This window comes from Cytobacillus pseudoceanisediminis, assembly GCF_023516215.1.
Lineage (GTDB): Bacteria > Bacillota > Bacilli > Bacillales > Cytobacillaceae > Cytobacillus > Cytobacillus pseudoceanisediminis.
On record NZ_CP097349.1, the window covers coordinates 4,704,856 to 4,730,644 of the forward strand.

The 25,789-nt window shown below is 45.5% G+C and carries 22 protein-coding genes and 6 pseudogenes; 21 read left to right on the plus strand and 7 right to left on the minus strand.

Annotated elements, in window-relative coordinates:
- The 8 genes and pseudogenes from uvrA to M5V91_RS25170 all read left to right on the plus strand — a co-directional run bounded on the left by uvrA (nucleotide 1) and on the right by M5V91_RS25170 (nucleotide 6,823).
- Entirely contained in the window at nucleotides 1-2,877 is a 2,877-nt protein-coding gene (uvrA, locus tag M5V91_RS25140; RefSeq protein WP_251175531.1) for an excinuclease ABC subunit UvrA, read from the plus strand.
- Between the two features lie 299 nt (nucleotides 2,878-3,176).
- Nucleotides 3,177-3,518: pseudogene (locus M5V91_RS25145) on the plus strand (SGNH/GDSL hydrolase family protein); the annotation flags it as partial.
- Nucleotides 3,519-3,547: 29 nt separating this feature from the next.
- Entirely contained in the window at nucleotides 3,548-3,721 is a 174-nt protein-coding gene (locus tag M5V91_RS30735; protein WP_369425917.1) for an SGNH/GDSL hydrolase family protein, read from the plus strand.
- A gap of 207 nt (nucleotides 3,722-3,928) precedes the next feature.
- The gene (locus M5V91_RS25150; protein ID WP_009331863.1) at nucleotides 3,929-4,273 is read left to right on the plus strand and encodes a hypothetical protein; all 345 of its coding nucleotides are present in this window, start codon (nucleotides 3,929-3,931) and stop codon (nucleotides 4,271-4,273) included.
- 354 nt (nucleotides 4,274-4,627) lie between these two features.
- Entirely contained in the window at nucleotides 4,628-4,942 is a 315-nt protein-coding gene (locus M5V91_RS25155; RefSeq protein ID WP_217026078.1) for a magnetosome magnetite crystal formation protein family, read from the plus strand.
- A gap of 23 nt (nucleotides 4,943-4,965) precedes the next feature.
- The gene (locus tag M5V91_RS25160; protein ID WP_284521578.1) at nucleotides 4,966-6,075 is read left to right on the plus strand and encodes a DUF4097 family beta strand repeat-containing protein; all 1,110 of its coding nucleotides are present in this window, start codon (nucleotides 4,966-4,968) and stop codon (nucleotides 6,073-6,075) included.
- Nucleotides 6,076-6,265: 190 nt separating this feature from the next.
- Complete coding sequence (locus M5V91_RS25165) at nucleotides 6,266-6,460, plus strand: PspC domain-containing protein (RefSeq protein ID WP_009331860.1); 195 nt, start codon at nucleotides 6,266-6,268, stop codon at nucleotides 6,458-6,460.
- 3 nt (nucleotides 6,461-6,463) lie between these two features.
- Entirely contained in the window at nucleotides 6,464-6,823 is a 360-nt protein-coding gene (locus tag M5V91_RS25170; RefSeq protein ID WP_009331859.1) for a phage holin family protein, read from the plus strand.
- Nucleotides 6,824-6,862: 39 nt separating this feature from the next.
- Here the strand turns inward: M5V91_RS25170 and M5V91_RS25175 are convergent, their stop codons facing one another.
- From M5V91_RS25175 to M5V91_RS25205, 7 genes and pseudogenes are all read right to left on the minus strand, one after another.
- A complete protein-coding gene (locus M5V91_RS25175) occupies nucleotides 6,863-7,528 on the minus strand; it encodes an N-acetylmuramoyl-L-alanine amidase (RefSeq protein WP_251175533.1) in 666 nt (221 codons plus the stop codon).
- A gap of 107 nt (nucleotides 7,529-7,635) precedes the next feature.
- Nucleotides 7,636-8,367, minus strand: a complete 732-nt coding sequence (locus M5V91_RS25180; RefSeq protein WP_009331857.1) for a GntR family transcriptional regulator — start codon at nucleotides 8,365-8,367, stop codon at nucleotides 7,636-7,638.
- A 32-nt stretch (nucleotides 8,368-8,399) separates the two neighbouring features.
- Entirely contained in the window at nucleotides 8,400-9,134 is a 735-nt protein-coding gene (gene nagB, locus M5V91_RS25185) for a glucosamine-6-phosphate deaminase (RefSeq protein ID WP_251175534.1), read from the minus strand.
- Nucleotides 9,131-10,321 (minus strand): N-acetylglucosamine-6-phosphate deacetylase, encoded by a 1,191-nt coding sequence (gene nagA / locus M5V91_RS25190; protein WP_009331855.1) that lies wholly within the window; start codon nucleotides 10,319-10,321, stop codon nucleotides 9,131-9,133. Before nagA ends, nagB begins: the two co-directional genes overlap by 4 nt.
- Before the next feature lie 186 nt (nucleotides 10,322-10,507).
- Nucleotides 10,508-11,413, minus strand: coding sequence for an N-acetylmuramic acid 6-phosphate etherase (gene murQ, locus M5V91_RS25195; RefSeq protein ID WP_251156261.1), 906 nt, complete (start codon nucleotides 11,411-11,413; stop codon nucleotides 10,508-10,510).
- Between the two features lie 2 nt (nucleotides 11,414-11,415).
- A pseudogene (locus tag M5V91_RS25200) lies at nucleotides 11,416-12,482 on the minus strand (DUF871 domain-containing protein).
- Between the two features lie 463 nt (nucleotides 12,483-12,945).
- On the minus strand, nucleotides 12,946-14,325 hold the full coding sequence (locus tag M5V91_RS25205; RefSeq protein WP_251175536.1) for a PTS transporter subunit EIIC: 1,380 nt from the start codon (nucleotides 14,323-14,325) through the stop codon (nucleotides 12,946-12,948).
- Between the two features lie 358 nt (nucleotides 14,326-14,683).
- On the opposite strand from M5V91_RS25205, the gene hprK reads away from it, so the two are divergent.
- From hprK to hisIE, 13 genes and pseudogenes are all read left to right on the plus strand, one after another.
- On the plus strand, nucleotides 14,684-15,619 hold the full coding sequence (gene hprK / locus M5V91_RS25210) for an HPr(Ser) kinase/phosphatase (protein WP_009331851.1): 936 nt from the start codon (nucleotides 14,684-14,686) through the stop codon (nucleotides 15,617-15,619).
- A 291-nt stretch (nucleotides 15,620-15,910) separates the two neighbouring features.
- Entirely contained in the window at nucleotides 15,911-16,735 is an 825-nt protein-coding gene (lgt, locus tag M5V91_RS25215; protein WP_009331850.1) for a prolipoprotein diacylglyceryl transferase, read from the plus strand.
- 19 nt (nucleotides 16,736-16,754) lie between these two features.
- Nucleotides 16,755-17,701, plus strand: a pseudogene (locus tag M5V91_RS25220) (nucleoside recognition domain-containing protein).
- A 49-nt stretch (nucleotides 17,702-17,750) separates the two neighbouring features.
- Nucleotides 17,751-18,338: pseudogene (gene ppaX, locus M5V91_RS25225) on the plus strand (pyrophosphatase PpaX); the annotation flags it as partial.
- Complete coding sequence (locus M5V91_RS25230; RefSeq protein WP_251175538.1) at nucleotides 18,335-18,886, plus strand: acyltransferase; 552 nt, start codon at nucleotides 18,335-18,337, stop codon at nucleotides 18,884-18,886. The pseudogene ppaX and the gene M5V91_RS25230, both read left to right, overlap by 4 nt.
- Nucleotides 18,887-19,155: 269 nt before the next feature.
- A pseudogene (locus M5V91_RS25235) lies at nucleotides 19,156-20,339 on the plus strand (ATP phosphoribosyltransferase regulatory subunit).
- On the plus strand, nucleotides 20,336-20,980 hold the full coding sequence (hisG, locus tag M5V91_RS25240; RefSeq protein ID WP_251175540.1) for an ATP phosphoribosyltransferase: 645 nt from the start codon (nucleotides 20,336-20,338) through the stop codon (nucleotides 20,978-20,980). The pseudogene M5V91_RS25235 and the gene hisG overlap by 4 nt, the downstream one beginning before the upstream one ends.
- 162 nt (nucleotides 20,981-21,142) lie before the next feature.
- Nucleotides 21,143-22,414, plus strand: coding sequence for a histidinol dehydrogenase (hisD, locus tag M5V91_RS25245; RefSeq protein WP_251175541.1), 1,272 nt, complete (start codon nucleotides 21,143-21,145; stop codon nucleotides 22,412-22,414).
- Between the two features lie 15 nt (nucleotides 22,415-22,429).
- Nucleotides 22,430-23,017: an imidazoleglycerol-phosphate dehydratase HisB gene (gene hisB / locus M5V91_RS25250; protein WP_009331843.1), complete on the plus strand. Its 588-nt coding sequence runs from the start codon at nucleotides 22,430-22,432 to the stop codon at nucleotides 23,015-23,017.
- Nucleotides 23,018-23,656 (plus strand): imidazole glycerol phosphate synthase subunit HisH, encoded by a 639-nt coding sequence (gene hisH, locus M5V91_RS25255; RefSeq protein WP_009331842.1) that lies wholly within the window; start codon nucleotides 23,018-23,020, stop codon nucleotides 23,654-23,656.
- Nucleotides 23,653-24,389, plus strand: a pseudogene (gene hisA, locus M5V91_RS25260) (1-(5-phosphoribosyl)-5-[(5-phosphoribosylamino)methylideneamino]imidazole-4-carboxamide isomerase). The gene hisH and the pseudogene hisA overlap by 4 nt, the downstream one beginning before the upstream one ends.
- A complete protein-coding gene (gene hisF / locus M5V91_RS25265; protein ID WP_009331840.1) occupies nucleotides 24,383-25,141 on the plus strand; it encodes an imidazole glycerol phosphate synthase subunit HisF in 759 nt (252 codons plus the stop codon). The pseudogene hisA and the gene hisF overlap by 7 nt, the downstream one beginning before the upstream one ends.
- Nucleotides 25,138-25,782: a bifunctional phosphoribosyl-AMP cyclohydrolase/phosphoribosyl-ATP diphosphatase HisIE gene (gene hisIE / locus M5V91_RS25270; RefSeq protein ID WP_019383313.1), complete on the plus strand. Its 645-nt coding sequence runs from the start codon at nucleotides 25,138-25,140 to the stop codon at nucleotides 25,780-25,782. The genes hisF and hisIE overlap by 4 nt, the downstream gene beginning before the upstream one ends.
- Nucleotides 25,783-25,789: the final 7 nt, after the last annotated feature.

Genomic DNA, 25,789 nt, shown 5'->3' on the forward strand with positions numbered 1-25,789 from the left:
ATGGCGATGGATAAACTGATTGTAAAGGGTGCCAGAGCCCATAATCTGAAAAATATAGATGTCACCATTCCGAGAGATAAGCTTGTCGTCCTGACAGGACTTTCAGGTTCAGGAAAGTCCTCACTGGCATTTGATACGATTTATGCAGAAGGGCAGCGCCGCTATGTGGAATCATTATCTGCTTATGCCCGGCAATTCCTCGGCCAGATGGATAAGCCTGACGTGGATGCGATCGAAGGTCTGTCTCCTGCCATTTCAATTGACCAAAAGACGACAAGCAGAAATCCTCGTTCCACAGTGGGAACGGTGACAGAAATTTATGATTATCTGCGATTATTATTTGCAAGGGTGGGGCGTCCAACCTGTCCGATTCACAATATTGAAATCTCCTCACAGACCATAGAGCAAATGGTTGACCGGATTATGGAGTACCCTGAAAGAACAAAACTCCAGGTTATGGCTCCGCTTGTATCCGGCCGAAAAGGGACACATGTAAAAGTGTTTGAAGATGTCAAAAAGCAGGGGTTTGTCCGTGTCCGTGTCGACGGAGAAATGATGGATCTCGGTGATGAGATTGAGCTGGAAAAAAATAAAAAGCACTCTATAGAAGTAGTAATCGACCGGATTGTCGTAAAAGAAGGCGTAGCACCAAGGCTTGCAGATTCATTGGAAACCGCGTTGAATCTGGGCAATGGCAAGGTGCTTGTGGATGTAATCGGGGAAGAAGAACTGCTGTTCAGCGAGAACCACGCATGCCCTCAATGCGGGTTTTCAATCGGCGAACTTGAGCCAAGAATGTTCTCTTTTAATAGTCCGTTTGGTGCCTGTACGGAATGTGACGGATTGGGCTCAAAGCTGGAGGTAGATATTGATCTGGTCATACCCAATAAGGATCTTTCATTAAAGCAAAATGCTATTGCCCCATGGGAACCGACCAGCTCTCAATATTATCCTCAGCTGCTGGAGGCGGTATGCAATCATTATGGAATTGATATGGACGTTCCGGTTAAGGATATTCCTGAACACTTGCTTGAAAAAGTTTTATACGGATCCGCCAAGGACAGCATTTATTTCCGATATGAAAACGATTTTGGCCAGGTGCGGGAGAATTATATCCATTTTGAAGGTGTCATCCGCAATGTGGAGCGCCGCTATAAAGAAACAAGTTCTGATTATATCCGGGAGCAAATGGAAAAATACATGGCCCAGCATCCATGTCCTTCCTGTAAAGGCTACCGTCTGAAGCCGGAAACGCTTGCGGTGCTTGTATCAGGAAAGCATATCGGCCATGTGACAGAATATTCGATTGAGGAAGCATTCAGCTTCTTTGAGAATCTGACACTGTCTGAAAAAGAAATGAAGATTGCCAAACTCATTTTCCGTGAGATTAAGGAGAGGCTAGGCTTCCTCATTAATGTCGGGCTGGATTACCTGACATTAAGCCGGGCAGCGGGAACTTTGTCCGGCGGTGAAGCCCAGCGTATCCGCCTGGCCACACAAATCGGTTCGCGCCTGACAGGTGTACTCTACATTCTGGATGAGCCTTCCATTGGTCTCCATCAGCGTGATAATGACCGCTTGATTGATACACTGAAAAATATGCGGGATATCGGCAACACCCTGATCGTGGTGGAACACGATGAAGATACAATGGTGGCAGCTGACTATTTAATTGATGTAGGTCCGGGAGCAGGGGTTCATGGCGGACAAATCGTTTCAGCTGGTACCCCTCAGGAGGTAATGGATGATCCAAACTCCCTGACAGGGCAATATTTGTCAGGCAAGAAATTCATTCCGCTTCCAATTGAGCGCCGCAAGAATGACGGGCGCTTTATCGAAATTAAAGGGGCTAAAGAAAACAATCTTAAAAATGTGAATGTTAAGTTCCCGCTCGGCACTTTTATTTCCGTTACTGGTGTATCAGGTTCGGGCAAGAGTACATTGATTAATGAAATTCTTCATAAAGGGCTTGCCCAAAAGCTTCATAGAGCCAAATCAAAGCCGGGTGAGCATAAAGAAATTAAAGGTGTGGATCACCTCGACAAAGTCATTGATATCGACCAATCTCCAATCGGACGGACACCTCGGTCCAACCCGGCAACATACACCGGAGTGTTTGATGATATTCGTGATGTATTTGCTTCAACCAATGAAGCAAAAGTTCGAGGCTACAAAAAGGGGCGCTTCAGCTTCAATGTAAAAGGCGGACGATGTGAAGCATGCCGCGGAGACGGGATCATCAAGATTGAAATGCACTTCCTGCCTGATGTGTATGTGCCATGTGAAGTATGTCATGGCAAACGCTATAACAGGGAAACACTTGAAGTGAAGTATAAAGGGAAGAATATTTCGGAGATTCTCGATATGACAGTGGAAGATGCACTGGAGTTTTTCGAAAATATTCCTAAAATCCGCCGCAAGCTGCAGACGATTTATGATGTTGGCCTGGGCTACATCACTTTGGGACAGCCTGCGACAACATTGTCCGGCGGTGAAGCGCAGCGTGTCAAACTTGCTTCCGAATTGCACCGCCGTTCAACGGGCCGCTCCCTGTACATTCTTGATGAACCGACAACAGGTCTTCATGTAGATGATATCTCAAGACTGCTCGTGGTCCTTCAGCGTCTTGTTGAAAATGGAGACACGGTACTGGTTATTGAGCATAATCTTGATGTCATCAAGGCAGCCGACTATATAGTGGACCTGGGACCTGAGGGCGGAGATAAGGGAGGTACCATCTTAGCAGCCGGTACACCGGAAAAAATTGCCGAAGTCCCGGAATCCTACACAGGCAAATACCTCAAACCAATCCTGGAAAGAGACCGCCTGAGAATGAAACAGCAAATTGAAGAGAAAGAGGGCGTGACAAACGCTTAATTAGGAGGAAGCAGTACCGTTTTGGTACTGTTTCTTTTTTATGTAAAAGAGATTAATTCTTCTGGATGAGGGGTATAGAACATGCGTCTGCAGCAACCCTCAATAATCTCAACCAAGAAAGGAACATTCACTATGAAAAATAAAATCTACCTTTTGGCAGGCCTTATTTTGCTTGGGTTCGGCATCTATCTATCCATCACATTTCTTGGAGAGGAAAAAAGGCTGAAAGCAATCAATCGATTGTAGCTTTTGGCGATTCGCTCACCTACGGATATGGAGATGAAACTGAGGAGGGGTACATTGGCAGGCTGCAGAGCAAACTGGATCGGACATTTCCGGAGAAGAATTATACAATAACAAATCATGGAGTGTATGGCTTTAAATCTTCGGATGTCCTTCAGCAAATGCTCAAACCGGAAGTGGCACAGGATATTAAAAATGCAGATATGTTTATCGTATATATTGGAACAAACGATTTGCTGAAAAGCAACGGAGGGGATCTTTATCCGCTCCATCACGAAAAACTGGTTGAAGCTAAAGACATTTATGAGGATAAACTGAATGGAATCCTGGAAACACTGGAAACCGCCAACAGTGATGCACCTGTTATCCTTCTCGGACTATACAATCCCTATCAGGACGGTGACCAGATTGAAAAATATATTGACCATTGGAACAATTCCATAAGAAAAAAGCAGCGGAAGATAAAAATATCACCTACATTTCTACCAATGAACTATTCAAGGGAAAAAACAAGAAACAGTACTTCGCTGATTCCCTTCATCCGAACGGAAAGGGATATGAGATGATTGCGGATAGGATTATGGAAGGCTTTTCTTTTTAATAAAATTTAAAGCTTACTAAATTGATTTTAGCACCCTGTTGCCTGGAGCGGAAATCAACAGGTCAAATCAAAAGAACCATTTGAAGTTCCTTCCTTTCTGACCATTTGATAACACAATGTAATGTTCCAGCAAAATCGATGTAACCAAGCAGCGTTATACTCCTATATAAGGGAAGCTATTGCCTGGAAACAGAAGGGGAGGTCATTATGGAGGATTATTTAGAGAAGTCTCTGGAAGAATGGAAAGAAGATATTTCTGAGGTTTTGGATCAGATTAATAATGAATATGAGGATGTTAAAAAAGAGCTTAAAGTATATTCCTACAAATATGGAATTACAAAGCAGGTTATCCAGTCTACTGTGAACGAAGAGATTATTGATAATATCCGCGAAATGTATCATAAGCCTTTTGAAGAGAAGTATAACGAATTGAAAGAATACATACGTGATTTGGATGAAAAACGAAAAGTTTTCCAAATGTTTGTCAATAAAATCGACGAAGTGAAAAAGAAGGAAGCGCCTCGCACTGACCTGGCAGCTGCCTATAAATAGGACATAATCATAAAACCGTCTTTTCAAGAAAGGCGGTTTTTAATATAGAAAAAAGCTATGCGACTTGAGGCTATGGAACCCCTCAGCCTGCAGATGTATTTTTAGAAATATGAAGGAAAATACTCCTTTGATTTTCTATAATGAAGAAGAGGCTGAAACTTTTAGCGCTCCATTTCCGTATGACAGATAAGGTGAAACTTCAATCAGTGGGGTTTTTTTATCCCCATTGATTGTTAGTTGAACCAATCGGGCCTTTACGGGCAGTTTGCCCCCCACTTATCCTCCATTGGTTTCTCTGAGTCTTGAAGTGGGGGTCTTACTGCCCGTTAGACTGCGATAAAGGAGCTGAAAACAATGGAAACAAGAAAGGTTCTGTCTGCCTTAAGCTATTTTAGCATTATGTTCGCAGGATTTATTTTTCCGCTCATTGTATTTTTTGCATCAGAAGACACGGAAGTGAAGCGGCATGCCAAGAGTGCATTCTTATCACATTTGATTCCGCTGGTTCCTGTTCCGTTTATTGTTTTTGCTGGGGTGACCCAGTTCACAGTAAATGATCAGGAAATCCCGGTCCTATTTCTTGCAGCTGTGGGCATCACGATCATTCTGCTATTAATTGTACTTATCTGGAATATCATTAAAGGGGTAAAAGTCCTGATGCAAGAATAGAAATAATAGAGGAGGGCCAAAGAATGAAAGAGGAACGCAAACGTATTTTGAAAATGGTCGAGGATGGAAAGCTTACGGTTGACGAAGCTTTAACTCTGCTGGAGCAGCTTGAAAAAACAAACCAGACGATGGAACAGAAGCAGGAGGATTTAATTAAGGAGCTATCTGCTGAGGTTAAGTTTGAAGAAGCTAAAAAGGGTGAGCCATACAGCTCAAAGCAACAAAGTGCCAAGGAAAAAATCATTGATTTTGTAGATTCAGCATATAAGAAAGTGAAGGATCTCGATCTTGATTTTAATTTTGGGAAAAGTGTTGAGATCTCTCATATATTTCAGCATGCAGACGCATACTTAAAAGATCTGGACATTGATGTTGCCAATGGGACAGTTAAGGTGATTCCATGGGAGCAAAGTGATGTCCGCGTTGAATGCAAAGCTAAGGTCTATCGTGTGGATAATCAGGATGAAGCACGCAGAAATTTCCTGAAGGATGTTATTTTTGCCATTGAGGGGCAAAGGCTGAGATTTTCCAGTCAGCAAAAGTGGATGAAGCTTGAAGCAGTCATCTATATTCCAAGATCTGAATATGAAAATGTGAAAATCCGCATGTTTAATGGCCCGATTGAAAGTCAAAACTTAACAGTGGAAAACTTTAAAGCGAAAACGGCCAATGGAAAGATTACGGTTAGTGATTTAAACAGTAAAAATGTTGAGGCTGAAACCGCCAACGGGCAGATTACCATTCAAAAAAGCCGAATTGATCATGTAGAAGCCGAAACGTTGAATGGTGCAATTCTGGCTGAAGGAGACTTCAAAAAAGCCGAACTCCAATCGTTTAATGGAAATGTAACATGCAGGGCAGAAAATGAACGCTGCGAATGGATCGAAGCGAAGGCAGCGACGGGCAGCATCGACTTGTTTGTTCCGGATTTCGCTGCTGTCAGCGGAGAACTTCGCACCAATCTGGGCAGTTTCCACCCTGATATTGAGGGTATTGAAGTTATAGAAGAAAAGAGCGAAGTGATTCAGAAAATGCTGCGCTTCAAGTCTGTAAAAGAAAGCGGCAGCGGACTCAAGCTGAGGGCTGACTCAAAAACAGGTACGATCACGATCAAGCGGTCAACTGCCTGGTAAAGCGTAAGGAATTTGGCTGTTGATAGATAGTATAAAATTTTGAACATTACTGTCTAGCTCCACAAGGAACGCTCGACAGCTTTATCATCGCACGACTAAAAGCGCCAGCTTTTTAGGAGGAGCGCCTGCCCCCTCGAGGGGTCTGGGGTGGGCAAGGGGCTTTCGCTTTTCTTGATAGGAGGGATTCTTTGTGAATAAATTGGTTCGCTCCCGCAGCAACCGGAAATTAGCGGGGGTATTGGGCGGCTTATCAAAATCGATCGGTATAGATCCTACCGTACTCAGGGTGATTTTCATTGTTTTATTATTTACAACAGGCGTTTTTCCAATGACACTCATTTATGCTCTGCTTGTGTTCTTGCTTCCTAATGAAGAGGTGCTGTAGAAAATGAGATGGATTCTGGGAATTTTGATTAATGCGGTCCTATTTGTAGCGATCGCCGGTTTTTTTAAGGATTCGTTTTACTTATCGGGATTTGGGGCTGCCATCGGTGCCAGCTTCATGCTTTCCATCCTGAACATTCTCGTGAAACCAATCCTGATTATATTAACTCTGCCAGTCACTGTTTTAACGCTCGGTCTGTTTTTGTTCGTCATCAATGCTGTTACATTAATGATTACAGATGGCTTTATGGGGGATTCTTTTGAAATTGACGGGTTTGGCACAGCGATTCTTGTGTCTGTGATTATGTCAATTGTTAATCTGATCATTCAAAAAGCGATCCTCGAACCGGCAAGGGAAAAGTAAATGCGTTAAAAAGCCAGCATCCGTGATGCTGGCTTTTTTCTATTCAATGATGGTGGCATTAAAGCCGTCCCTCTTCAGACTCCCGGCAAGTTTCTCGGCAAGCTGCTTTTCTGAAAATGCAACTTGAACTTTATATTGTTTGATTTTATCATTCTTTCTCAAGCCGTATTGTTCGGCGATTGCTTTTACTATGGCTTGTGCACAGCGTTTTCGATAGAGAGGGGTCCGGAGAAGGGAAGCTTCTTCTTTATTGGTCATAAACCCGCATTCCACAAGTACAGCAGTCATTTTTGTCTCACGAAGAACCTGGAATTCAGCTGTTTTGACTCCCCGGTCCCGCAAGCCTGTAGAACTGATTAAGTTTCGCTGTATCTTTTGGGCTAATGCCAGCGCTTCCCGAGGTTTTGAAGGGTAGACATATGTCTCAATTCCGCCTGCACTGTTCCATCCGCCTGTTCCGTAAGCATTGGCATGGATGGACACATAGCAGTCCGCGTTTTGTTTATTTGCCAGCTCGGTCCTTTCGGCAAGCGGCACGTCCCGTACATCCGAGTGTGCAAAGGAAACCACTGTGGTTTGATAGCTTTCCAGCATCTCCTTTGCTAGTTCGGCAACAGCCCGATTGAATTCATATTCTCTCATTCCGTTAGGGCTCCGTTTGCCGGAGGTGCTGTATCCATGCCCGGCATCCAGTATGATTTTCATCTAATCGCTCCTTTCAATAAAAAATATTCTCATGTATATAATATGGACAAACCTTCCAAAAGGACATGGTAAAATGAAAATAGGAGAAAACCCTGATGGGCTTTCTCCTATTTTGCGGCGCGCTGCATCGTATGAACAAATTTATAGCGGTCTGCGCGGTATGCTGATTTGACAAGCTCAAAAGGCGTGCCATCCTCTAAAAAGGAAGTTCGGACAATAAGCAGTACAGGCGATCCGGATTCGACCTGCAAGTGGTTTACTTCCGTTTCCTTAGCGATGGAAGCTTCAATTTGCTGGGTTGCTTCACTGATGGTCAGGGACAATTTTTCTTCAATATGCTGGTAAAGGGACTTGTTGATGATTTCTTCTGTAAGCCCTTTAACGAGATTAGCAGGCAGGCAGGTAGTTTCCAGCGCCATTGGCAGATTATCTGCCATACGCACCCGTTTAATTTCATAAACAGGTGTGTTTTCTTTTATATCAAGCTTTCTCGCCAGCTGCGGCTCGGCCGGGATGATTTCAAATGAAATCAGACGGCTGCTCGGCACCATGCCGCGCTCTTTCATATCTTCAGTAAAGCTGGTCAATCCCTGAAGCTTTTGTTCGACCTTCTGCTTGTTGACGAAAGTTCCGCGCCCTTTTTGCCTGTATAGATAGCCATCATTGACAAGGTTGTTTAATGCCTGTCTGACTGTCATGCGGCTAATCTGGTATTGCTCAGAATACTCGCGCTCAGAAGGGATTGCTTCATCAGGCTTTAATTTGCCGCTTTCTATTAATTGTTTAATATACTCTTCCAATTGGTGATATATCGGGATGGGTGATTGCTTATCGATCATGGGAATTCTCCTATCACTATTAGTAGTGCTCATCAATCCTTACTGACAAGACTAAGTGCTTCTTCATCGGCTATGATTGTCACATTCTCATGAAGCTTCAAAGCTGATGCGGGGAACTGTTCATCAGGTTCTCCATAAACCAGTTGCCTGATAGCTTCTGCCTTGGCTGAACCTGAAGCGAGCAGGATGATTTCCCGGCTATCAAGAATCGAAGCGATTCCCATAGTAATCGCTTGGGCTGGAACGTCTTCAATAGAATTGAAAAACCTTGCGTTCGCCTTACGTGTACTTTCAGCCAGGTCCACGACATGCGTACGGCTTTGAAAAGACGTGCCGGGTTCATTGAAGCCGATATGTCCATTGCGTCCAATTCCCAGCAGCTGCAGATCGATATCTGCCAGATCCTTGATCAGCTGCTCATACCGTTCGCATTCCTGTGGCATATCTTCTGCTGCTCCTTTTGGAAGGTGAGTGTTTTCCAGCCGGATGTCCAGATGATCAAATAGTTCACTATTCATGAAATGCCTGTAGCTATTAGGGTCGAAAGGAGGCAGGCCGATATATTCGTCCAAATTAATCGTCGTGATTTTATCATAAGAAGTGCCATTTTTTTGATGATCTTTAAAAAGTTCAGCATAAACTCCTTTTGGTGTGCTGCCGGTTGCAAGCCCTAATGTCAGATCCGGCTGCTGCCGGATTTTTTCAATCATCATCTGGGCAGCTTTTTGGCTCATATCGTTATAATTGGCTGTTCGAATGATTTTCAAGGTCTTTTCACCTCGCGTTCAAAGGCTTTGACGCCTCTGCAGAAAGTCATGGCAACCTCAAGGTTCTCATCGAGTACAACCAGGTCGGCATCCTTTCCTTCCGAAATGCTGCCTTTCCGGTCAAATATATTGAGCTGTCTGGCCGGGTTGCTGCTTGCAAGCTGGACAGCTTCAGACAGCTGAATATCAGTAAAATCAATCATATTTTTAATGGAATCTTTCATTTTCAAAATACTTCCAGCCAGTGTGCCGTCAGCAAGCAGTGCCTGGCCATTTTCAACCTTTACATCCTGTCCGCCAAGATCATAATGGCCATTTTTCAGGCATTTTGCTCTCATGGAATCGGTTATCAGGATCATTCCATCCGGGCCCTTGGCGTTTAGTGCAAGCTTGATCATTTCAGGCCGGACATGGATTCCATCAGCAATCATTTCAACTATCAATTCTTTGAATAAAAGCGAAGCGCCGGCTACTCCAGGTTCACGGTGATGCATGCCTCTCATTCCGTTAAAAAGGTGAGTCACCTGCTTAGCTCCCGCCTGAACAGCTTTCTCCATTTCTGTAAAAAGGGCATCGCTATGGCCGATTGAGGGGACAACACCGTTTTCACTCAAGTAGCGGATAAATTCATAGCCATTTGCTTTCTCAGGTGCAAGTGTAATCAGCTTGATGGTTCCATTTGCTGCTTCCTGCCAGCGCTTAAAAAGTTCAATATCAGGCTCGAGTATATGATCCTTCGGCTGGGCTCCGCCTCTTGCTTCGTTAATAAACGGGCCCTCCAGGTGGATTCCGATTACTTCCGCCTGGCCAGGAGTATTTTGTTCTTTTTGAAAGTGGGCTGCATTGATCAGCGCGCCTTCTATTTTTTCCTTTTCCTGTGTGATAGTCGTGGCCAGGAAGCTGGTGGTCCCTTCTTCAGGCAGCACGCTGGCCATCGTGTTAAGTGCTTCAAATGTTGCATCCATTGTATCGGCACCGCCAGCGCCGTGAATGTGAACATCAATAAACCCCGGACTGATTGTATGCTCAGGGGAAAGTTCTATGATTTCTGTATCCTGGCCGATGGCAGGAAGCTCCTCCAAAGTTCCAGTTTTTAAGATTCGGTCTTTCTCTATTAGAATAAACCCTTGATCAATCATGCTGTTTTCCAGAATAATTCTAGCGTTTTTCAGTAATAGACGGCTCATTTTAGTTCATCTCCGTTTGAATGATACTTTTATTATAAAAGGTTTGTGTTTAGATGTCTATACCAGTTGGGATAATTAACTCTATCTGGTGTTTTGGTCTATACAACTAAAATAGGATAGAAGGCGGGTGGACGCTTTCTATCCTATTAATTTGAGTTTTAAGGGAATTTCATACAATATATCTGATTATTTAGTATGATATTCCGCAATGGCTTCCCGTAAATAACCATTATGCTTTTTCAGAAGCCTGGCGGCTGCTTCACCTTTTAATCCTGTTAAAATTTGAAGAATCGCAGCCTTTGTATTATGGTTTTGTTCTTTGAGAGCGGCCTGGGCTTCTTCATCAGATGCACCTGTGGCCATTTTGACGATATTTTCAGCACGTTTAAACAGCTTCTCATTTGTCATCTGCACATCCACCATCAGATTGCCGTATACTTTTCCGAGTTTGATCATGGAAGCTGTTGTTAACATGTTCAGGACGAGCTTTTGTGCAGTGCCTGCTTTCATTCTTGTAGAGCCTGTAACCACTTCGGGCCCTGTGATAGGTGCTATCGTATATTTTGCAATTCTCCCCATTTCGGAGTCTTTAGTGCAGGCAACAGCAACAGTAACAGCACCGACTTCATTTCCATATTGAAGAGCACCGATCGTATACGGCGTACGGCCGCTCGCTGCAATGCCGACAAGCACATCCTTGTCCGACAATTGAATATCTGCGACATCCTGGCGTCCCTGTTCACTGTCATCCTCGGCGCCTTCAACTGCCTCGGTCATGGCTTCTTTGCCGCCGGCAATAATGCCGACAACCATTTCCGGGTCCGTTCCATAAGTGGGCGGACATTCTGAAGCATCGATAATGCCAAGGCGTCCTGAGGTGCCTGCACCAACGTAAATCAAGCGGCCTCCTTTTTTAAAACTATCCGTAATTTCATCCACCACTTTTACAATGTGAGGAATTTCTCTTGCAATGGCATTTGGAACAATCGCATCTTCCTGGTTTATGATTGTAATAATTTCTTCGGTTGTCATTAAATCTACTTCCATTGTTTTAGGGTTTCGCTGCTCGGTATTTAGCTTTGTAATATTCATTGTTAATCCCTCACTATTAATTGAAATTTAGTTCCTGCCTTGATCTGGTCAAGGAGTGGCAGATCCTCATCCATAACTCTTGCGATCACATTCACGCGTTCATCCCGGGGAGATCTGCTAAAGTAATCTGCATCTCGCCTGCGTAGCGGCCGTATAGGATATTATCAACTGTGACACTCCCTTTTTTACGTTCCAGCTGGTTCATAGGTTCCCATTTATTTGATCCCTGGCCAGCATATGACCTTGATTCCACTGACCTTACAACATCCCGGGCAGGATCCATCCGATTTGTATGAGGTTTGTTAAAAAGCTCCTCATAGGTTTGTCCGCCAATTAGCTCGATTCGGAGAGGCACAGTAGCATTGGCGATTTTCGCCAGTTGTGCAAGAGTCCCGTCTTTTACTGAATGATCACCGATCAGCACCTTGTCTGTATAGCAGCTGTTCATCAATTCAGCCGCCGCCGCAGCGGGTGGATAGCCCCGGTGCTTCTCAAGAGTAGGAAGCCCTGCGAAAATGGGTCCGCGATGTTCAGCGTCACCAGGCGCAAACGCCATGGTGGTTATCCCCATGCTTTTAAGGAACCGATTTCGCTCTATAAAAAAGTCTTTATCCAAACCCGTTTCAGGCCGCGGATAAAAATTATGCCAGGCTTCAACATTATGGGCGTTTAATCCCGCTTCCATCCACTCCTGCAGTTCTGCAGCAGAGATAGTGCTCGCATTGATTCCAAGTTTCATTTTTTTAGAGAGTTCAACAATCTGCTTAGAAGTAAAGCCGTAGTCTGCCCGGATTCCGGAGAGACCCCATTCAAGAAGAGTATCGAGCGTTCCCCAGTCCAATCCTAGATGGTCCAATGACTGAGGGGAAACGTCGGCGAGGAGTTCCATTTGATGCTGCTTTGCAAGAGCACCGAGGTTCTGAAGCAATTGTTTATATGTGCTGTGGTCATCTTCGGGAATATGGAGGGAAGTGAAGATGGATGTGAAGCCGTGAGAAGCCGCCCGCGCAATCCATTTTGCATTTTGAAGCTGGCGCTCCTCTGATAGATAAACTGATATTCCAAGCATCATAGTCACCTCTATAAGTCTGAATTTTTCAAAAATGCGACTTCATAAGTAAAGAAGGAGGAATGCTCCTCCTTCTCCTAAATTAGAAAATATAAAATCTTGAATATAGATAACTGCCTAGCTCCAGCGCCTACCCCCTCGAGGTCACAAGGGCTCCTATGGACTCGGGTCATAAGCCGTTTCCTTTCAGAAGGAAGAACGCCTACTTACAGAAACCGTCTTATGCCTGTCGTCCCTGGGCTGTCACCTCCACATTTCTGGCAATCCTCCCAAAAAGGCAAAGAGCGCCTTTCCGTGAGGCTCGTCTTGTGCTTGAGGCCCCCAGGACAAGGAAGGCCTCGTCAGCATAAACATCGCACGACCGAAAGCGACAGCTTTTGGGAGGAGGGGGCATGCAGACGTTGCCACAGGACGTGGCGTTGGTTAGTCTGCGTTCCTCTGTGGACAAAGCGCTTCCGCTTTTCTATATGTTTTTAGCCATTTCCTCTTTGAATCCGAACATCCATGTGAACAGGAAGCCAAACGCATAGGCAATTAAAAGGCCGATCAGATACAGTACGATTTGATTTGTGTGAACGAGGAAGGCAAGCGGTATGCCGGAAACCCCGATGGCTACTGTAGCAATCTTGAAGAACGCCTGGAAAGCACCGCCCACAGCAGCTCCTAGACATGCTGTTAAGAAAGGACGTCCCAGCGGCAGTGTCACCCCGAAAATAAGCGGCTCACCAATACCGAGCATTCCAACCGGAAGTCCGCCTTTAATCACTTTCTTCAGACGGGCATTTTTTGTTTTGAAGTAGATGGCGAATGCCGCACCTACTTGGCCGGCGCCTCCCATTGCAAGAATCGGCAGGAGCGGATCGTCACCGATTGAGTTAATTAATTCCATATGAACTGGAGTTAAACCTTGATGCAGCCCAGTTACAACAAGCGGAAGGAAGGTTCCGGCAAGTACTAAGCCAGCCAGGATGCCGCCAACATCCAGAACGCCAAGGAGACCTTTTGTGATAATGTCAGACAGGAATCCGCCAACAGGCTGCAGGACAAAGAATGTCGCAAAGCCTGTAATTAATAATGCCAGTGTCGGTGTTACAATAATATCAATTGCTGATGGAACGACTTTGCGGATTCTTTTTTCCAAAAAGGCCACAAGCGCAGCAGCGAGCATGACTCCAATCAAGCCGCCCCGGCCTGGCACCAATGCTTCACCGAAAAGAGTTATATTGGCAAGGCCGGGATTGATTAATAGAATACCGGCTGCACCGCCTAGAGCAGGAGACCCTCCAAACTCCTTCGCTGTGTTAATACCTACAAACACGCCCAGGTAACCGAATAAACCCCAGCCAATCAAATCAAGCATTTGAACGAGCGTGGATTCCGGGTCTCCGCCTGATTTGATGATTACATTATTGATCCCTGCAATCAAACCGGAAGCAACGATAGCTGGAATCAGCGGGATAAAGATACTTGCAATTTTTCTTAAAAATAACTTGAAAGGAGTAGCGTTTTTCTCATTGAGTCCGGCTTTCGTCCGGGCTGCCAGTCCTTCCAATGAAGTGTCAATCTCTTCATCATCATCAATGGATGAAACATTTTTGCCTGTCATCCTGGAAACTTCGTCAGCTACCTTGGTGACGATCCCGGGTCCGAGGATGATTTGGAGTGTTTCTGCTTCCACCACACCCATAACGCCATCAATATCCTTGATGCCATTCAGGTTGACTTTGCTTTCATCGACCGGCTTCACGCGAAGGCGGGTCATGCAGGAGGCCAGTTCCGCGATATTGCCGGTGCCGCCCAACTGCTCCGTAATCTCTTTCGCCAAGCGTTCTTCTTTACGCATGAGTTTTTCCCCCTCTTTTTTTAAAAATGAATGAACGTAATAAAAGCTAAAAAATGTAAATGAATTCGCTTACATAATCATATTACCAAGGTTTAGTATAGTTGTCTATACCATCTGAATATTTTTACAAAAAGCATATCATCATATTTATACGCAGAATATCCCTGAAAATTGTCCCTGTCGAGAAGGATTAAGCATATGGGCCTAGTGTTAATTTTGTAAAAATCGTTTTCAGAAATTTGGTTCTGCGTTAAAAAGTGCTAAAATAGAGTGAAACTTCAGAGTGAATTTTTTAGAAATTATAAGTTACATATAAAGAGATCATCCAGAAGTGCCAGCATTAAAGGAGGAACCTATTTTGGTAAAAGTGCGCACAAAAGATATTATAGAAAAATTTGGGCTCGAATTGATTGCCGGAGAGGAAGGCATTAACCGGCCGATTACGACGAGTGATATTTCCCGTCCGGGCCTGGAGATGGCTGGTTATTTTGATTACTATCCGGCTGAACGTATTCAATTGGTCGGGAAAACCGAGCTGTCTTTTGTTGAAAAGTTAAATAATTCCGAGCGGGAGATCCGGCTTGAACGGCTCTGTACAGATATTACACCCGGCATAATCGTCACGAGAGGACTGGATATACCTGACGAACTGATTGAAGCGGCAGAGAGAGAATCGGTTCCGCTGCTCCGCTCCAAACAGAAAACGACTCGTTTTTCCAGTTTGCTGACCAATTTTCTGGAAAGCAAGCTTGCTCCAACCACAGCTGTACATGGCGTCCTTGTCGATATTTATGGGGTAGGGGTACTGATAACTGGAAAAAGCGGAGTTGGTAAGAGTGAGACGGCGCTTGAGCTAGTTAAGCGGGGACACCGCCTTGTTGCGGATGACTGCGTGGAGATCAGGCAGGAAGATGAAGATTACCTGGTCGGAAACTCACCGGAATTGATTGAACATCTGCTTGAAATCCGCGGCCTCGGCATTATCAATGTCATGACCCTGTTTGGTGCTGGAGCAGTCCGCAGCTATAAGAAAATCTCTGTGGTCATGAATTTGGAGCTGTGGGATCCGAAAAAGCAGTACGACCGTCTTGGCCTTGATGAAGAAAAGATGAAAATCATCGATACAGAAGTTACAAAGCTGACCATTCCGGTAAGACCCGGACGAAACCTGGCTGTCATCATTGAAGTGGCTGCCATGAATTTCCGATTAAAAAGAATGGGGATGAATGCAGCGGAACAGTTCACGAACCGCCTGTCGGATGTGATTGAGGACGGAGACCATGATGATCGTTAAAGAGGGCAAAACACTTTCAATCAAACGTTTGATTGAAAGCTGATAAGCCTGACTAGCTTAGGATCTATAGCGCGTGTGGCAAAAACCACCCCAGAGGTGCATGCGCTTTTCTTGCAATAATAGAATTTATATCTTTGAACTTAGATAACTGTCTAGCTCCAGGCGCCATCGGCTCTCAGGTCTAAGCCAATCCGTCACAAAGGTTAAAAAACAGCCTTCATGCCGGCTTGTCTTATGCTTGCCGCCGATGAGCGGGCGCCTTGCGCTTTTCGATGAGAAGGAGAAGTGATCATGGAAAAAAATATTCAGCCGTTAGATCCGATTGCCATATCCCTTGGGCCAATTCAGGTCCACTGGTACGGCCTGATTATCGGTGTTGGCATTGCACTTGCACTCATTATCGCGATGAGAGAAGGGGAGAGAAGGGGACTCCCTAAAGATATTTTTGCCGATTTGATGCTGTGGGCCATTCCCATTGCGATTATTTCTGCAAGAATCTATTACGTTATTTTTCAATGGGATTTTTACTCGCAGAATCCGGGTGAAATCATTAAAATTTGGAATGGCGGAATTGCCATTCATGGAGCTTTGATTGGTTCTGTCATCACAGCTTATGTTTTTGCAAAGAAAAGGAAGATATCGTTCTGGAAGCTGGCTGATATTGCAGCGCCAAGCATCATCTTAGGGCAGGCAATCGGGCGCTGGGGCAACTTCATGAACCAGGAGGCTCATGGCAGGGAAGTCAGCCGGGCATTCCTGGAAAATATGTATTTGCCTGAATTTATCGTTGACCAGATGTATATTAACGGTGCCTATTATCATCCGACGTTTTTATATGAATCAATCTGGAATATCATTGGGTTTATCATTCTTATATTATTAAGAAGAGCAAACTTAAGGCGCGGGGAACTTTTCCTCTCGTATGTAATCTGGTATTCGATCGGCCGTTTCTTTGTAGAAGGCCTGCGGACCGACAGCCTGATGCTTACTGAGAATTTAAGGATTGCTCAGACGATATCTATCGTTCTTATTATTGGTGCGCTAGTCCTGATTTTTTATAGAAGAGCAGAGGGTCTTGCCAAAGCTCGTTATTTGGATAAAGCCGAGGGGAAATAACGGACAGGGGAGAGTAGAGATGCTGGTTGAATCTTGCAAACGGGGGCTGATGGCCGGCTTAAAGACAACATGGACACTCGGGAAAGTCATTTTCCCGGTCACGCTGATTGTGGCACTGCTTCAGCATACGCCAGTGCTTCCATGGGTAATCAAGCTGATCACGCCCCTTATGAATCTGATTGGGCTGTCAGGAGATGCAGCCATACCGCTTGTATTGGGGAACTTCTTAAATTTGTATGCGGGGATTGGAGCCATTTTAACGCTCGATCTCTCGGTTAAAGAAGTATTTATTATTGCCGTCATGCTGTCTTTTTCACATAATATGCTGATTGAAACCGGAGTGGCATTGAAGGTCGGCGTTAAGCTTTGGGTCGTTCTGGCAGTACGCATCGGACTGGCGCTTTTAAGCGCGATTGTGATCAACCTTGTTTGGCAGGGAGGATCCGAAACTGCTAAGTACGGATTTATTCCGGCAAAAGAAGAGCTGGTATCCGGTGCATTGCCCATCCTGCTGGATGCACTGCAGACTGCATTGCTCGGTATTCTCCAGCTTGCCATCATCGTCATTCCACTGATGATTATTATTCAAATCTTAAAAGATAAGCAATGGCTTGCTGTTTTTTCAAAATGGATGGCGCCTGTGACCAGGGCACTTGGAATGAAAGAAAATACGTCTACAACTCTTGCAGCCGGCTTGCTGATTGGCCTTGCCTATGGGGCGGGCGTCATGATTCAGGCAGTAGAGGAAGATGGCGTCAGTAAACGAGATGTAACGATCGCATTTATTTTCCTCGTTGCCTGCCACGCAGTCGTTGAAGATACTTTGATTTTTGTGCCGCTTGGCATTCCGGTATTACCGCTTCTGCTGATTCGCCTGGGTGTGGCAATTATCCTGACATTGGCAGTGGCAGCGATCTGGAAGCGTGCTGATCTGGCAAAAGAAAGGAAGCAACATATGAGCATTAACACACTATTATTTGACTTAGATGGAACATTGATCGACACAAACGAATTGATTATTTCCTCATTTTTGCATACGCTGGGAAAATATTATCCAGACCGCTATCAGCGGGAAGATGTTCTCCCATTCATGGGGCCGACCCTGCATGAAACATTCGAGTCCATCAACCCGGAAAAAGTGGAGGAGATGATCTCGGTTTACAGGGAGTACAATATTAAGAACCACGACGTGCTTGTGAAAGAATTTGCTGGCGTATTTGAAACGGTTCGGACTTTAAAAGAATCGGGATATAAACTGGGCATTGTTACGACAAAAGTTTCCAATGTAGTTGAAAAGGGCTTAAAGCTGACAAATCTTGACCAGTTTTTCGACGTGGTTGTTACGCTCGACCACGTGGATAAGCCAAAGCCCGATCCGGAGCCAATCTTGAAGGCATTAAGCCTGCTGGATGCGAAGCCGGAAGAAGCTATTATGGTCGGCGATAATTCGCACGATATCGATGGAGGAAAAAACGCCGGCACAAAAACGGCTGGTGTTGCCTGGACAGCGAAAGGCCGTGATTTCCTCGCGCGCTTTGAACCGGATTATATGCTGGACAATATGGCTGACCTGCTCGATATTCTTGAGGCAGAAAACCAATGAGAAAAACGGAGCGTTTTCCGGTAGAGGGAGGCAATTCTCTCTGGCATGTGTATAAAACGGTTCCGTTCTTGAAGGTGGTCAAAAACTTTATTGTGATCCAGCTTGCGCGCTACACGCCATTTCTGGGTATGAAAAATTGGCTCTATCGTAATTTCCTGAGAATGAAGGTGGGGGATCAGACATCATTCGCACTCATGGTTATGCTGGACGTCATGTTCCCGGAAAAAATATGTGTCGGCCGCAACACGGTCATTGGATATAACACTACGATCCTCGCCCATGAATATTTGATTAAGGAATATCGCCTCGGGAGGGTTGAAATTGGCAGCGAAGTCATGATTGGCGCCAATTCAACCATTCTTCCCGGCGTCACGATCGGAGATGGTGCGATTGTTTCAGCTGGAACGCTTGTTCATAAAGATGTCCCGTCTGGCGCTTTTGTTGGCGGCAACCCGATGCGTGTCATCTATACAAAGGAAGAACTTGCCGCACGCTGGGCGGATGATCCGATATATGGCATTAATAAAGACCAAACTCCGTTAGCTTAGGCTGGCGGTTTTTTTATTATTGTGAGATGTTGGATAGATTCCAAAAGATGCTCGATATATTTAGATGCAAGTCTTTAACTCAAATAACCTTTCCAAAAAAGTACAAACTATATGAAAGCTCGTTTTTAAAAAAGGGAGTCTTTTTTATTTTTCTGATTCTTTTGGTTGACGGCATAGAATTTGCGCGTTAAACTACATATAACTTCAATTTGCTACCATATTAGCGAACTAAAGGATTCGGAATTTTTAAGTCATAGAGGTGAATACTTTTGAGCCGATTATTTATGTTTGAAAAGCCGTTAGGCATGAGAGATACATTACCAGATTTATATGAAAGAAAGGCAGCAGTCCGGTCATCCATCCAGGAGGAAATGAAACGGTGGGGCTATCAGTTTATCGAAACGCCTGCACTCGAATATTACGAAACAGTTGGAGCGGCATCAGCAATACTTGATCAGCAGCTGTTCAAGCTGCTTGATCAGCAGGGCCATACCCTTGTGCTGCGGCCGGATATGACAGCGCCGATCGCAAGGGTGGCAGCATCCCGTCTTTTAAAAGACGAGCTGCCTATAAGGCTTGCATATTCTGCCAATGTATACCGCGCCCAGCAGCGGGAGGGCGGCAGGCCAGCTGAGTTTGAGCAGATCGGTGTTGAATGCATTGGCGACCATACGATCAGTGCGGATGGCGAAGGGATGGCGATGATGATCTCTGCTTTAAAAGAAGCTGGTCTTCAGAACTTCCAGCTTTCCGCCGGCCACATCGGTTTTGTCCGGGACTTCTTCCAGCAGATTTTAGGAACGGAAGAAAGAGTGGAAAACCTGACAAGATTTTTATATGAGAAAAATTATGTCGGGTACAGAGAACATGTTAAGAGCCTGGCTCTTTCATCCATTGATAAACAAAGGCTTCTCGATTTCCTTAAATTAAGAGGCGGGGAAGAAGTCATTGAGATTGCTTATGGCCTTCTGGAAAACGGCACAGGAAAAAAGCATTAGCCGAGCTCGAACAGCTTTGGGGCATTATGCAGGACTACGGCCAGGAAGGGACAGTTAAATTTGATTTAACGCTCGTCAGCCATATGAGCTACTACACGGGCATTCTTTTTGAGGTATATGCGGAAAATGTTGGTTTCCCGATCGGAAATGGCGGCCGCTATGATCTGCTGCTCCAAAAGTTCGGAAAAGATACGGGAGCAACCGGCTTTGCCATCAGAATGGACCGCCTGCTTGAGGCTCTGGAAGACAGCATTGCGGCTGAACCTGTGTACTGCGTTCTATACAGTCCGGAACGCCGCAAAGAGGCATTCGATTTTGCGAAGAAGGAACGTTCTGCCGGAAAGAAAGTGGTTCTGCAGGATATTAGCGGTGTCAAGGACATCGATGCCTGCACCAGCCAATATGAGGATATTACCTTTTTAGTCGGAAAAGCTGGAAAGGAGAGCATAAAATGAGTGATGTTTTAACGATTGCGATGCCAAAGGGCCGCATTTTTGAAGAAGCGGCTGAATTGCTCCGCCAGGCAGGCTTTCAATTGCCTCCGGAATTTGATGATTCACGTAAATTGATTATAGATGTACCTGAAGAGAATTTTCGCTTTATCCTTGCAAAGCCGATGGATGTGCCAACTTATGTAGAGCATGGTGTGGCAGACCTTGGGATTGCGGGGAAGGATGTAATGCTTGAAGAAGAGCGGGATGTTTACGAGCTTCTTGATTTAAAGATCAGCGCCTGCTATCTCGCGGTCGCAGGACTGCCAAATACCAGGCTGAACGATGTTGCTCCTAAAATTGCAACGAAGTATCCGCAGATTGCGGCAGCGTATTTCCGTGAGCAGGGGGAGCAGGTGGAGATCATTAAATTGAACGGTTCCATAGAGCTTGCGCCTATGATCGGGCTGGCAGACCGGATCGTGGACATCGTATCAACCGGCCGAACGTTAAAAGAGAACGGGCTCGTTGAATACGAAACCATCGTCGGCATCACTTCAAGATTGATTGTCAATCCTGTCAGCTACCGCATGAAGGATGAACGCATAAGCGAGCTGGTTGGACGTCTTACGGAAGTAATAGCTGGAGAAGAAATTCGTACTTAAAGTGAAACTTCCATCAGTGGTGTTCTTCCACTGATGGTTAGTTGAACCAATCGGGCCTTTATGGGCAGTTTATCCCTACCTGATTTCTAATTAGGTCTTGATTGAAAATATGAGGTAGGGATATTACTGCCCGTTAATCTGCGATAAAGGATGTAGAGGTCTATGAAAATTTTAAAAGTAATTGACCAGATTTCAATTAAACGGTCTGTTGATAACGGAACAGAAGAACAGCGGGCGATTGTAAAAGATATAATTGAATCAGTCCGCCAAAACGGAGATCAGGCATTAAAAGATTACACAGAAAAATTTGATGGCATATCCCTGGATGATTTCAAGGTATCGCAGGCTGAAATAGAGGAAGCTTTTAGTCAAGTGGATGGAAAAATCCTGGAGATCATTAAAGAAGCTGCCGAGAATATCCGGTCTTTTCATGAAAAGCAGCTGCGTCCTTCCTGGATGACAACAGAAGAAAACGGCACAGTGCTTGGCCAAAAGATCACACCGCTTGATTCAGTCGGCCTGTATGTCCCAGGCGGTACGGCTGCCTATCCATCATCAGTACTTATGAATGTGATCCCGGCAAAAGTTGCGGGCGTCAAACGGATCGTCATTACCTCTCCTCCTGATAAAAAGACTGGAAAGCTGCCTCCTGCGGTCCTTGCTGCGGCCAAAATTGCAGGAGCAGAAGAAATCTATAAAGCAGGCGGTGCCCAGGCAATTGCCGCTCTTGCATATGGAACCGAAACGATAGCTCCTGTTGATAAAATTACAGGTCCCGGAAATATCTTTGTCGCTCTTGCAAAGCGTGAAGTTTTCGGGGACGTTGATATTGATATGATCGCAGGCCCCAGTGAGATTGCGATTTTAGCAGATGATACGGCACACGCAGATGAAGTGGCTTCAGATCTTTTATCACAGGCCGAACACGACCCTATGGCAAGTGCAGTCCTTGTGACACCATCATCAGCGCTTGCAGCGCAGGTCTCAAGAGAAGTGGACCGCCAGCTGGCTGAGCTGCCAAGGCAGCAAATTGCCTTTCAATCAATCGAAAACTATGGTGCTGTCTATGTGGCGGAAAACATGGATGAAGCTATTGAAACGGTGAATAGTCTGGCTCCTGAGCATCTGGAGATTTTAACGGAGAATCCGATGGAGCTTCTCGGACGGATTCGTCACGCCGGAGCAATCTTCCTCGGGAGGTTTAGCCCTGAACCGGTCGGTGACTATTTTGCCGGCCCGAACCACGTCCTGCCGACAAACGGAACGGCCCGTTTCTCAAGCCCGCTTAATGTGGAGGATTTTCAAAAGAAATCAAGTATTCTTTTATACAGTGAAAAAGCATTAAAGGATAATGGCGAAAAAATAGCGGCCTTTGCGCGTCTGGAAGGCCTTGAAGCCCATGCCAGATCCATTGAAACAAGACTAAGAAAATAAGCTGGAGGAATAATCATGGCCAGAACTGCTGAAATTTCACGTAAAACCAATGAAACGAATATCACTCTATCCTTAAATATAGACGGCGAAGGCAAAAGCGATCTGGAAACAGGGGTGCCTTTTATGACGCATATGCTGGACCTGTTTGCCAAGCACGGACAATTTGACTTGAACATCGTTGCAAATGGCGATACAGACGTGGATGATCACCACACAACAGAGGACATTGGCATCTGCTTAGGCCAGGTACTGAAGGACGCTTTAGGCGATAAGAAAGGCATTAAGCGCTATGGAAATGCTTTCGTTCCGATGGACGAAGCATTGGCTCAAGTTACAGTTGACCTCAGCAACCGCCCTCACTTGGAGATGCGTGCCGAGTTCCCGAGCCAAAAAGTCGGTACATTTGATACCGAGCTTGTTCACGAGTTTCTTTGGAAACTTGCACTTGAAGCCAGAATGAACCTGCATGTCATCGTCCACTATGGACAGAATACACACCACATTATCGAAGCGATTTTCAAAGCACTCGCTCGTGCGCTTGATGAGGCAACAACGATTGATCCAAGGATTAAGGGAGTTCCATCAACGAAAGGGATGTTGTAAATGATCGGCATCATCGATTACGGAATGGGGAATTTGTTCAGTGTCAGTAAAGCGCTTGAACGGTTGGAGGTTCCTTATTTCCTTTCTGAAAATAAAGACGAGCTCCTTAAAGCAGACGCCTTAATTCTGCCGGGTGTCGGCTCTTTCAAAGATGCCATGACCATCTTAAATTCTACAGGTCTGGCAGATCTGGTAAAGGAGTTTGCTGATACAGGCAAGCCGCTTCTTGGCATTTGCCTTGGCATGCAGCTTTTATTTGAGAGCAGTGAGGAGAATGGCATGACGGAAGGCCTGAAGCTTCTCCCTGGCCATGTGAGGCGTTTTCCCGGTGCAACAGCAGAAGGCGAAACGTATAAAGTTCCGCATATGGGCTGGAACCGTCTTGAATTCTTACAGGGTTCGCCAATTTTAAAAGGACTTAATGAAGATTATGTCTATTTCGTCCACTCCTACTTTGTAGATACAGATGATAGAGAAGTTGTTATCAGCAGAAGTATGTATGATGTAGAAGTGCCGGCAGTTGCCGGAAGGGGCAATGTGTTCGGCATGCAGTTCCACCCTGAAAAAAGCAGTTCGCTCGGCATGGCGCTTTTACGCAATTTTACCGAGCTGGTTGAAGAAAGGATGTCTGTGAAATGAGTTTTACGATCTATCCGGCAATCGATATGAGAGGCGGCAAGTGCGTCCGGCTGCTGCAGGGGGATTACGATAAGGAAACGGTGTATGGCGACTCTCCGTTTGATATGGCCAAAAAGTTTGCTGATGAAGGAGCAGACTGGATTCATATGGTAGATCTAGACGGGGCAAAGGATGGGAAGCGGGTTAATGATCAATATGTCATTCAGGCTTCCCGCGAACTTGGCGCCTCCGTCCAGATCGGCGGGGAATCCGTACGGAAGAAGACATCCTGCATTATCTGGATAATGGCGTAACACGCGTAATAATTGGAAGCATCGCCGTCTCCAATCCTGAGTTTGCTATTGAAATGATCCGCAAATACGGCAAAGCCATTGCAGTCGGCCTTGATGCGAAAAATGGCTTTGTGGCCACACATGGCTGGCTGGAAACGTCTGAAGTGAGGGCAGTTGACTTAGGAAGGCGATTTGCCGACGCAGGTGCGGAAACTTTTATTTTTACAGATATCGCAACAGACGGAATGTTATCGGGGCCAAATATTGAAGCTGTTCGTCTGCTTGCAGGGGAAACCGGAAAAAGTGTCATTGCATCTGGCGGCGTCAGCCAGCTGGCTGATTTGGCGAAGCTGCGGGAGTATTCTTCAGAAGGTGTTGCTGGCGCCATTGTCGGAAAGGCCATTTATGAAGGCCGTTTTACCGTAGCGGAAGCTCTGAAAGAGGTGAAGGAATCATGCTGACGAAACGCATCGTTCCCTGTCTGGATGTAAAAGACGGCCGTGTGGTAAAAGGGGTCCAATTCGTGCAGCTGCGTGATGCCGGAGATCCGGTTGAGCTTGCCCGATTTTATGATGAGCAGGGAGCTGACGAGCTGGTCTTCCTCGATATCTCCGCTTCACATGAAGGTCGGAAAACTATGGTTGAGGTTGTAAAGGCTGTTGCGTCTGAGCTTGCCATTCCATTTACAGTCGGCGGCGGGATTAACGCGCTGGAAGATATGAAACGAATTTTGCGGGCAGGGGCTGATAAGGTTTCTCTCAATACAGCTGCCGTAAACAATCCTGATTTAATTACAGAAGGGGCAAATTTTTTCGGATCACAGTGCATCGTTGTTGCGATTGATGCAAAATACGATGAAGACCTTGGTTCCTGGCGCGTGTACACACATGGCGGACGGACACCGACTGACCTTGAGGTCATCGCTTGGGCCCATGAAGCAGCGGAGCGCGGGGCCGGAGAAATTTTACTCACAAGCATGGACTCTGACGGTGAGAAAAAAGGCTTCGATATTAAGCTGACAAAAGCAGTCAGCGAGGCGGTTTCGATTCCGGTAATTGCTTCAGGCGGTGCCGGAAATGCTGATCACTTTGCTGAAGCATTTATCGATGGAAAAGCGGATGCCGCATTGGCTGCATCGATTTTTCACTATAAAGAAACGTCTGTTGCAGAAGTAAAGTCATATATTGAGGAAAAAGGGGTGGTTGTCCGATGAATATTGAAAGTGTAAAGTTCGATGAAAAGGGACTGATCCCTGCAGTTGTACAGGATGCAAAAACAAAAGAAGTATTAACGTTAGCATATATGAATCGGGAATCCCTTTTAAAATCGGCGGAAACAGGTGAGACCTGGTTTTTCAGCCGTTCCCGCAATGAGCTTTGGCACAAAGGGGCAACAAGCGGCAACACACAGAAAATTGTTGAAATGAAGCTTGACTGTGATCAGGATGCGATTGTGGTTATGGTTGAACCAGCAGGTCCTGCCTGCCACAATGGAACAGTCAGCTGCTTTGAGGAAAGAGTATACGGGGAAGGGTCAGGCGGCTTATCTGAGTACGAAATCCTTTATACACTTGAAAAGGTCATTGAAGAACGGGAAAAGACACGCCCTGAAGGAGCATACACGACATATCTTTTTGAAAAGGGCGTGGATAAAATCCTGAAGAAGGTCGGCGAAGAATCCGCAGAAGTCATCATCGCTGCGAAAAACCGTGATAAGGACGAACTGAAATGGGAAGCAGCCGACCTGATTTATCATTTGATGGTGCTGCTGCGGGAGCAGGAACTGCCTTTTAATGAGGTATTAAAAATACTGAATAAACGGCATGACAAGAAAAGCGAACCGGCCTCCGAATAGGGAGGGC

Coding starts and splice junctions, on each gene's coding strand:
- murQ (WP_251156261.1), bottom strand. CDS start 11,413: ATGAATATTACAAAGCTAAATACCGAGCAGCGAAACCCTAAAACAATG.
- hisG (WP_251175540.1), top strand. CDS start 20,336: ATGAGTGATGTTTTAACGATTGCGATGCCAAAGGGCCGCATTTTTGAA.
- hisH (WP_009331842.1), top strand. CDS start 23,018: ATGATCGGCATCATCGATTACGGAATGGGGAATTTGTTCAGTGTCAGT.
- M5V91_RS25155 (WP_217026078.1), top strand. CDS start 4,628: ATGGAAACAAGAAAGGTTCTGTCTGCCTTAAGCTATTTTAGCATTATG.
- hisB (WP_009331843.1), top strand. CDS start 22,430: ATGGCCAGAACTGCTGAAATTTCACGTAAAACCAATGAAACGAATATC.
- M5V91_RS25230 (WP_251175538.1), top strand. CDS start 18,335: ATGAGAAAAACGGAGCGTTTTCCGGTAGAGGGAGGCAATTCTCTCTGG.
- lgt (WP_009331850.1), top strand. CDS start 15,911: ATGGAAAAAAATATTCAGCCGTTAGATCCGATTGCCATATCCCTTGGG.
- uvrA (WP_251175531.1), top strand. CDS start 1: ATGGCGATGGATAAACTGATTGTAAAGGGTGCCAGAGCCCATAATCTG.
- hisD (WP_251175541.1), top strand. CDS start 21,143: ATGAAAATTTTAAAAGTAATTGACCAGATTTCAATTAAACGGTCTGTT.
- hisF (WP_009331840.1), top strand. CDS start 24,383: ATGCTGACGAAACGCATCGTTCCCTGTCTGGATGTAAAAGACGGCCGT.
- M5V91_RS25160 (WP_284521578.1), top strand. CDS start 4,966: ATGAAAGAGGAACGCAAACGTATTTTGAAAATGGTCGAGGATGGAAAG.
- hisIE (WP_019383313.1), top strand. CDS start 25,138: ATGAATATTGAAAGTGTAAAGTTCGATGAAAAGGGACTGATCCCTGCA.
- M5V91_RS25180 (WP_009331857.1), bottom strand. CDS start 8,367: ATGATCGATAAGCAATCACCCATCCCGATATATCACCAATTGGAAGAG.
- nagA (WP_009331855.1), bottom strand. CDS start 10,321: ATGAGCCGTCTATTACTGAAAAACGCTAGAATTATTCTGGAAAACAGC.
- M5V91_RS25205 (WP_251175536.1), bottom strand. CDS start 14,325: ATGCGTAAAGAAGAACGCTTGGCGAAAGAGATTACGGAGCAGTTGGGC.
- M5V91_RS25150 (WP_009331863.1), top strand. CDS start 3,929: ATGGAGGATTATTTAGAGAAGTCTCTGGAAGAATGGAAAGAAGATATT.
- M5V91_RS25175 (WP_251175533.1), bottom strand. CDS start 7,528: ATGAAAATCATACTGGATGCCGGGCATGGATACAGCACCTCCGGCAAA.
- M5V91_RS25170 (WP_009331859.1), top strand. CDS start 6,464: ATGAGATGGATTCTGGGAATTTTGATTAATGCGGTCCTATTTGTAGCG.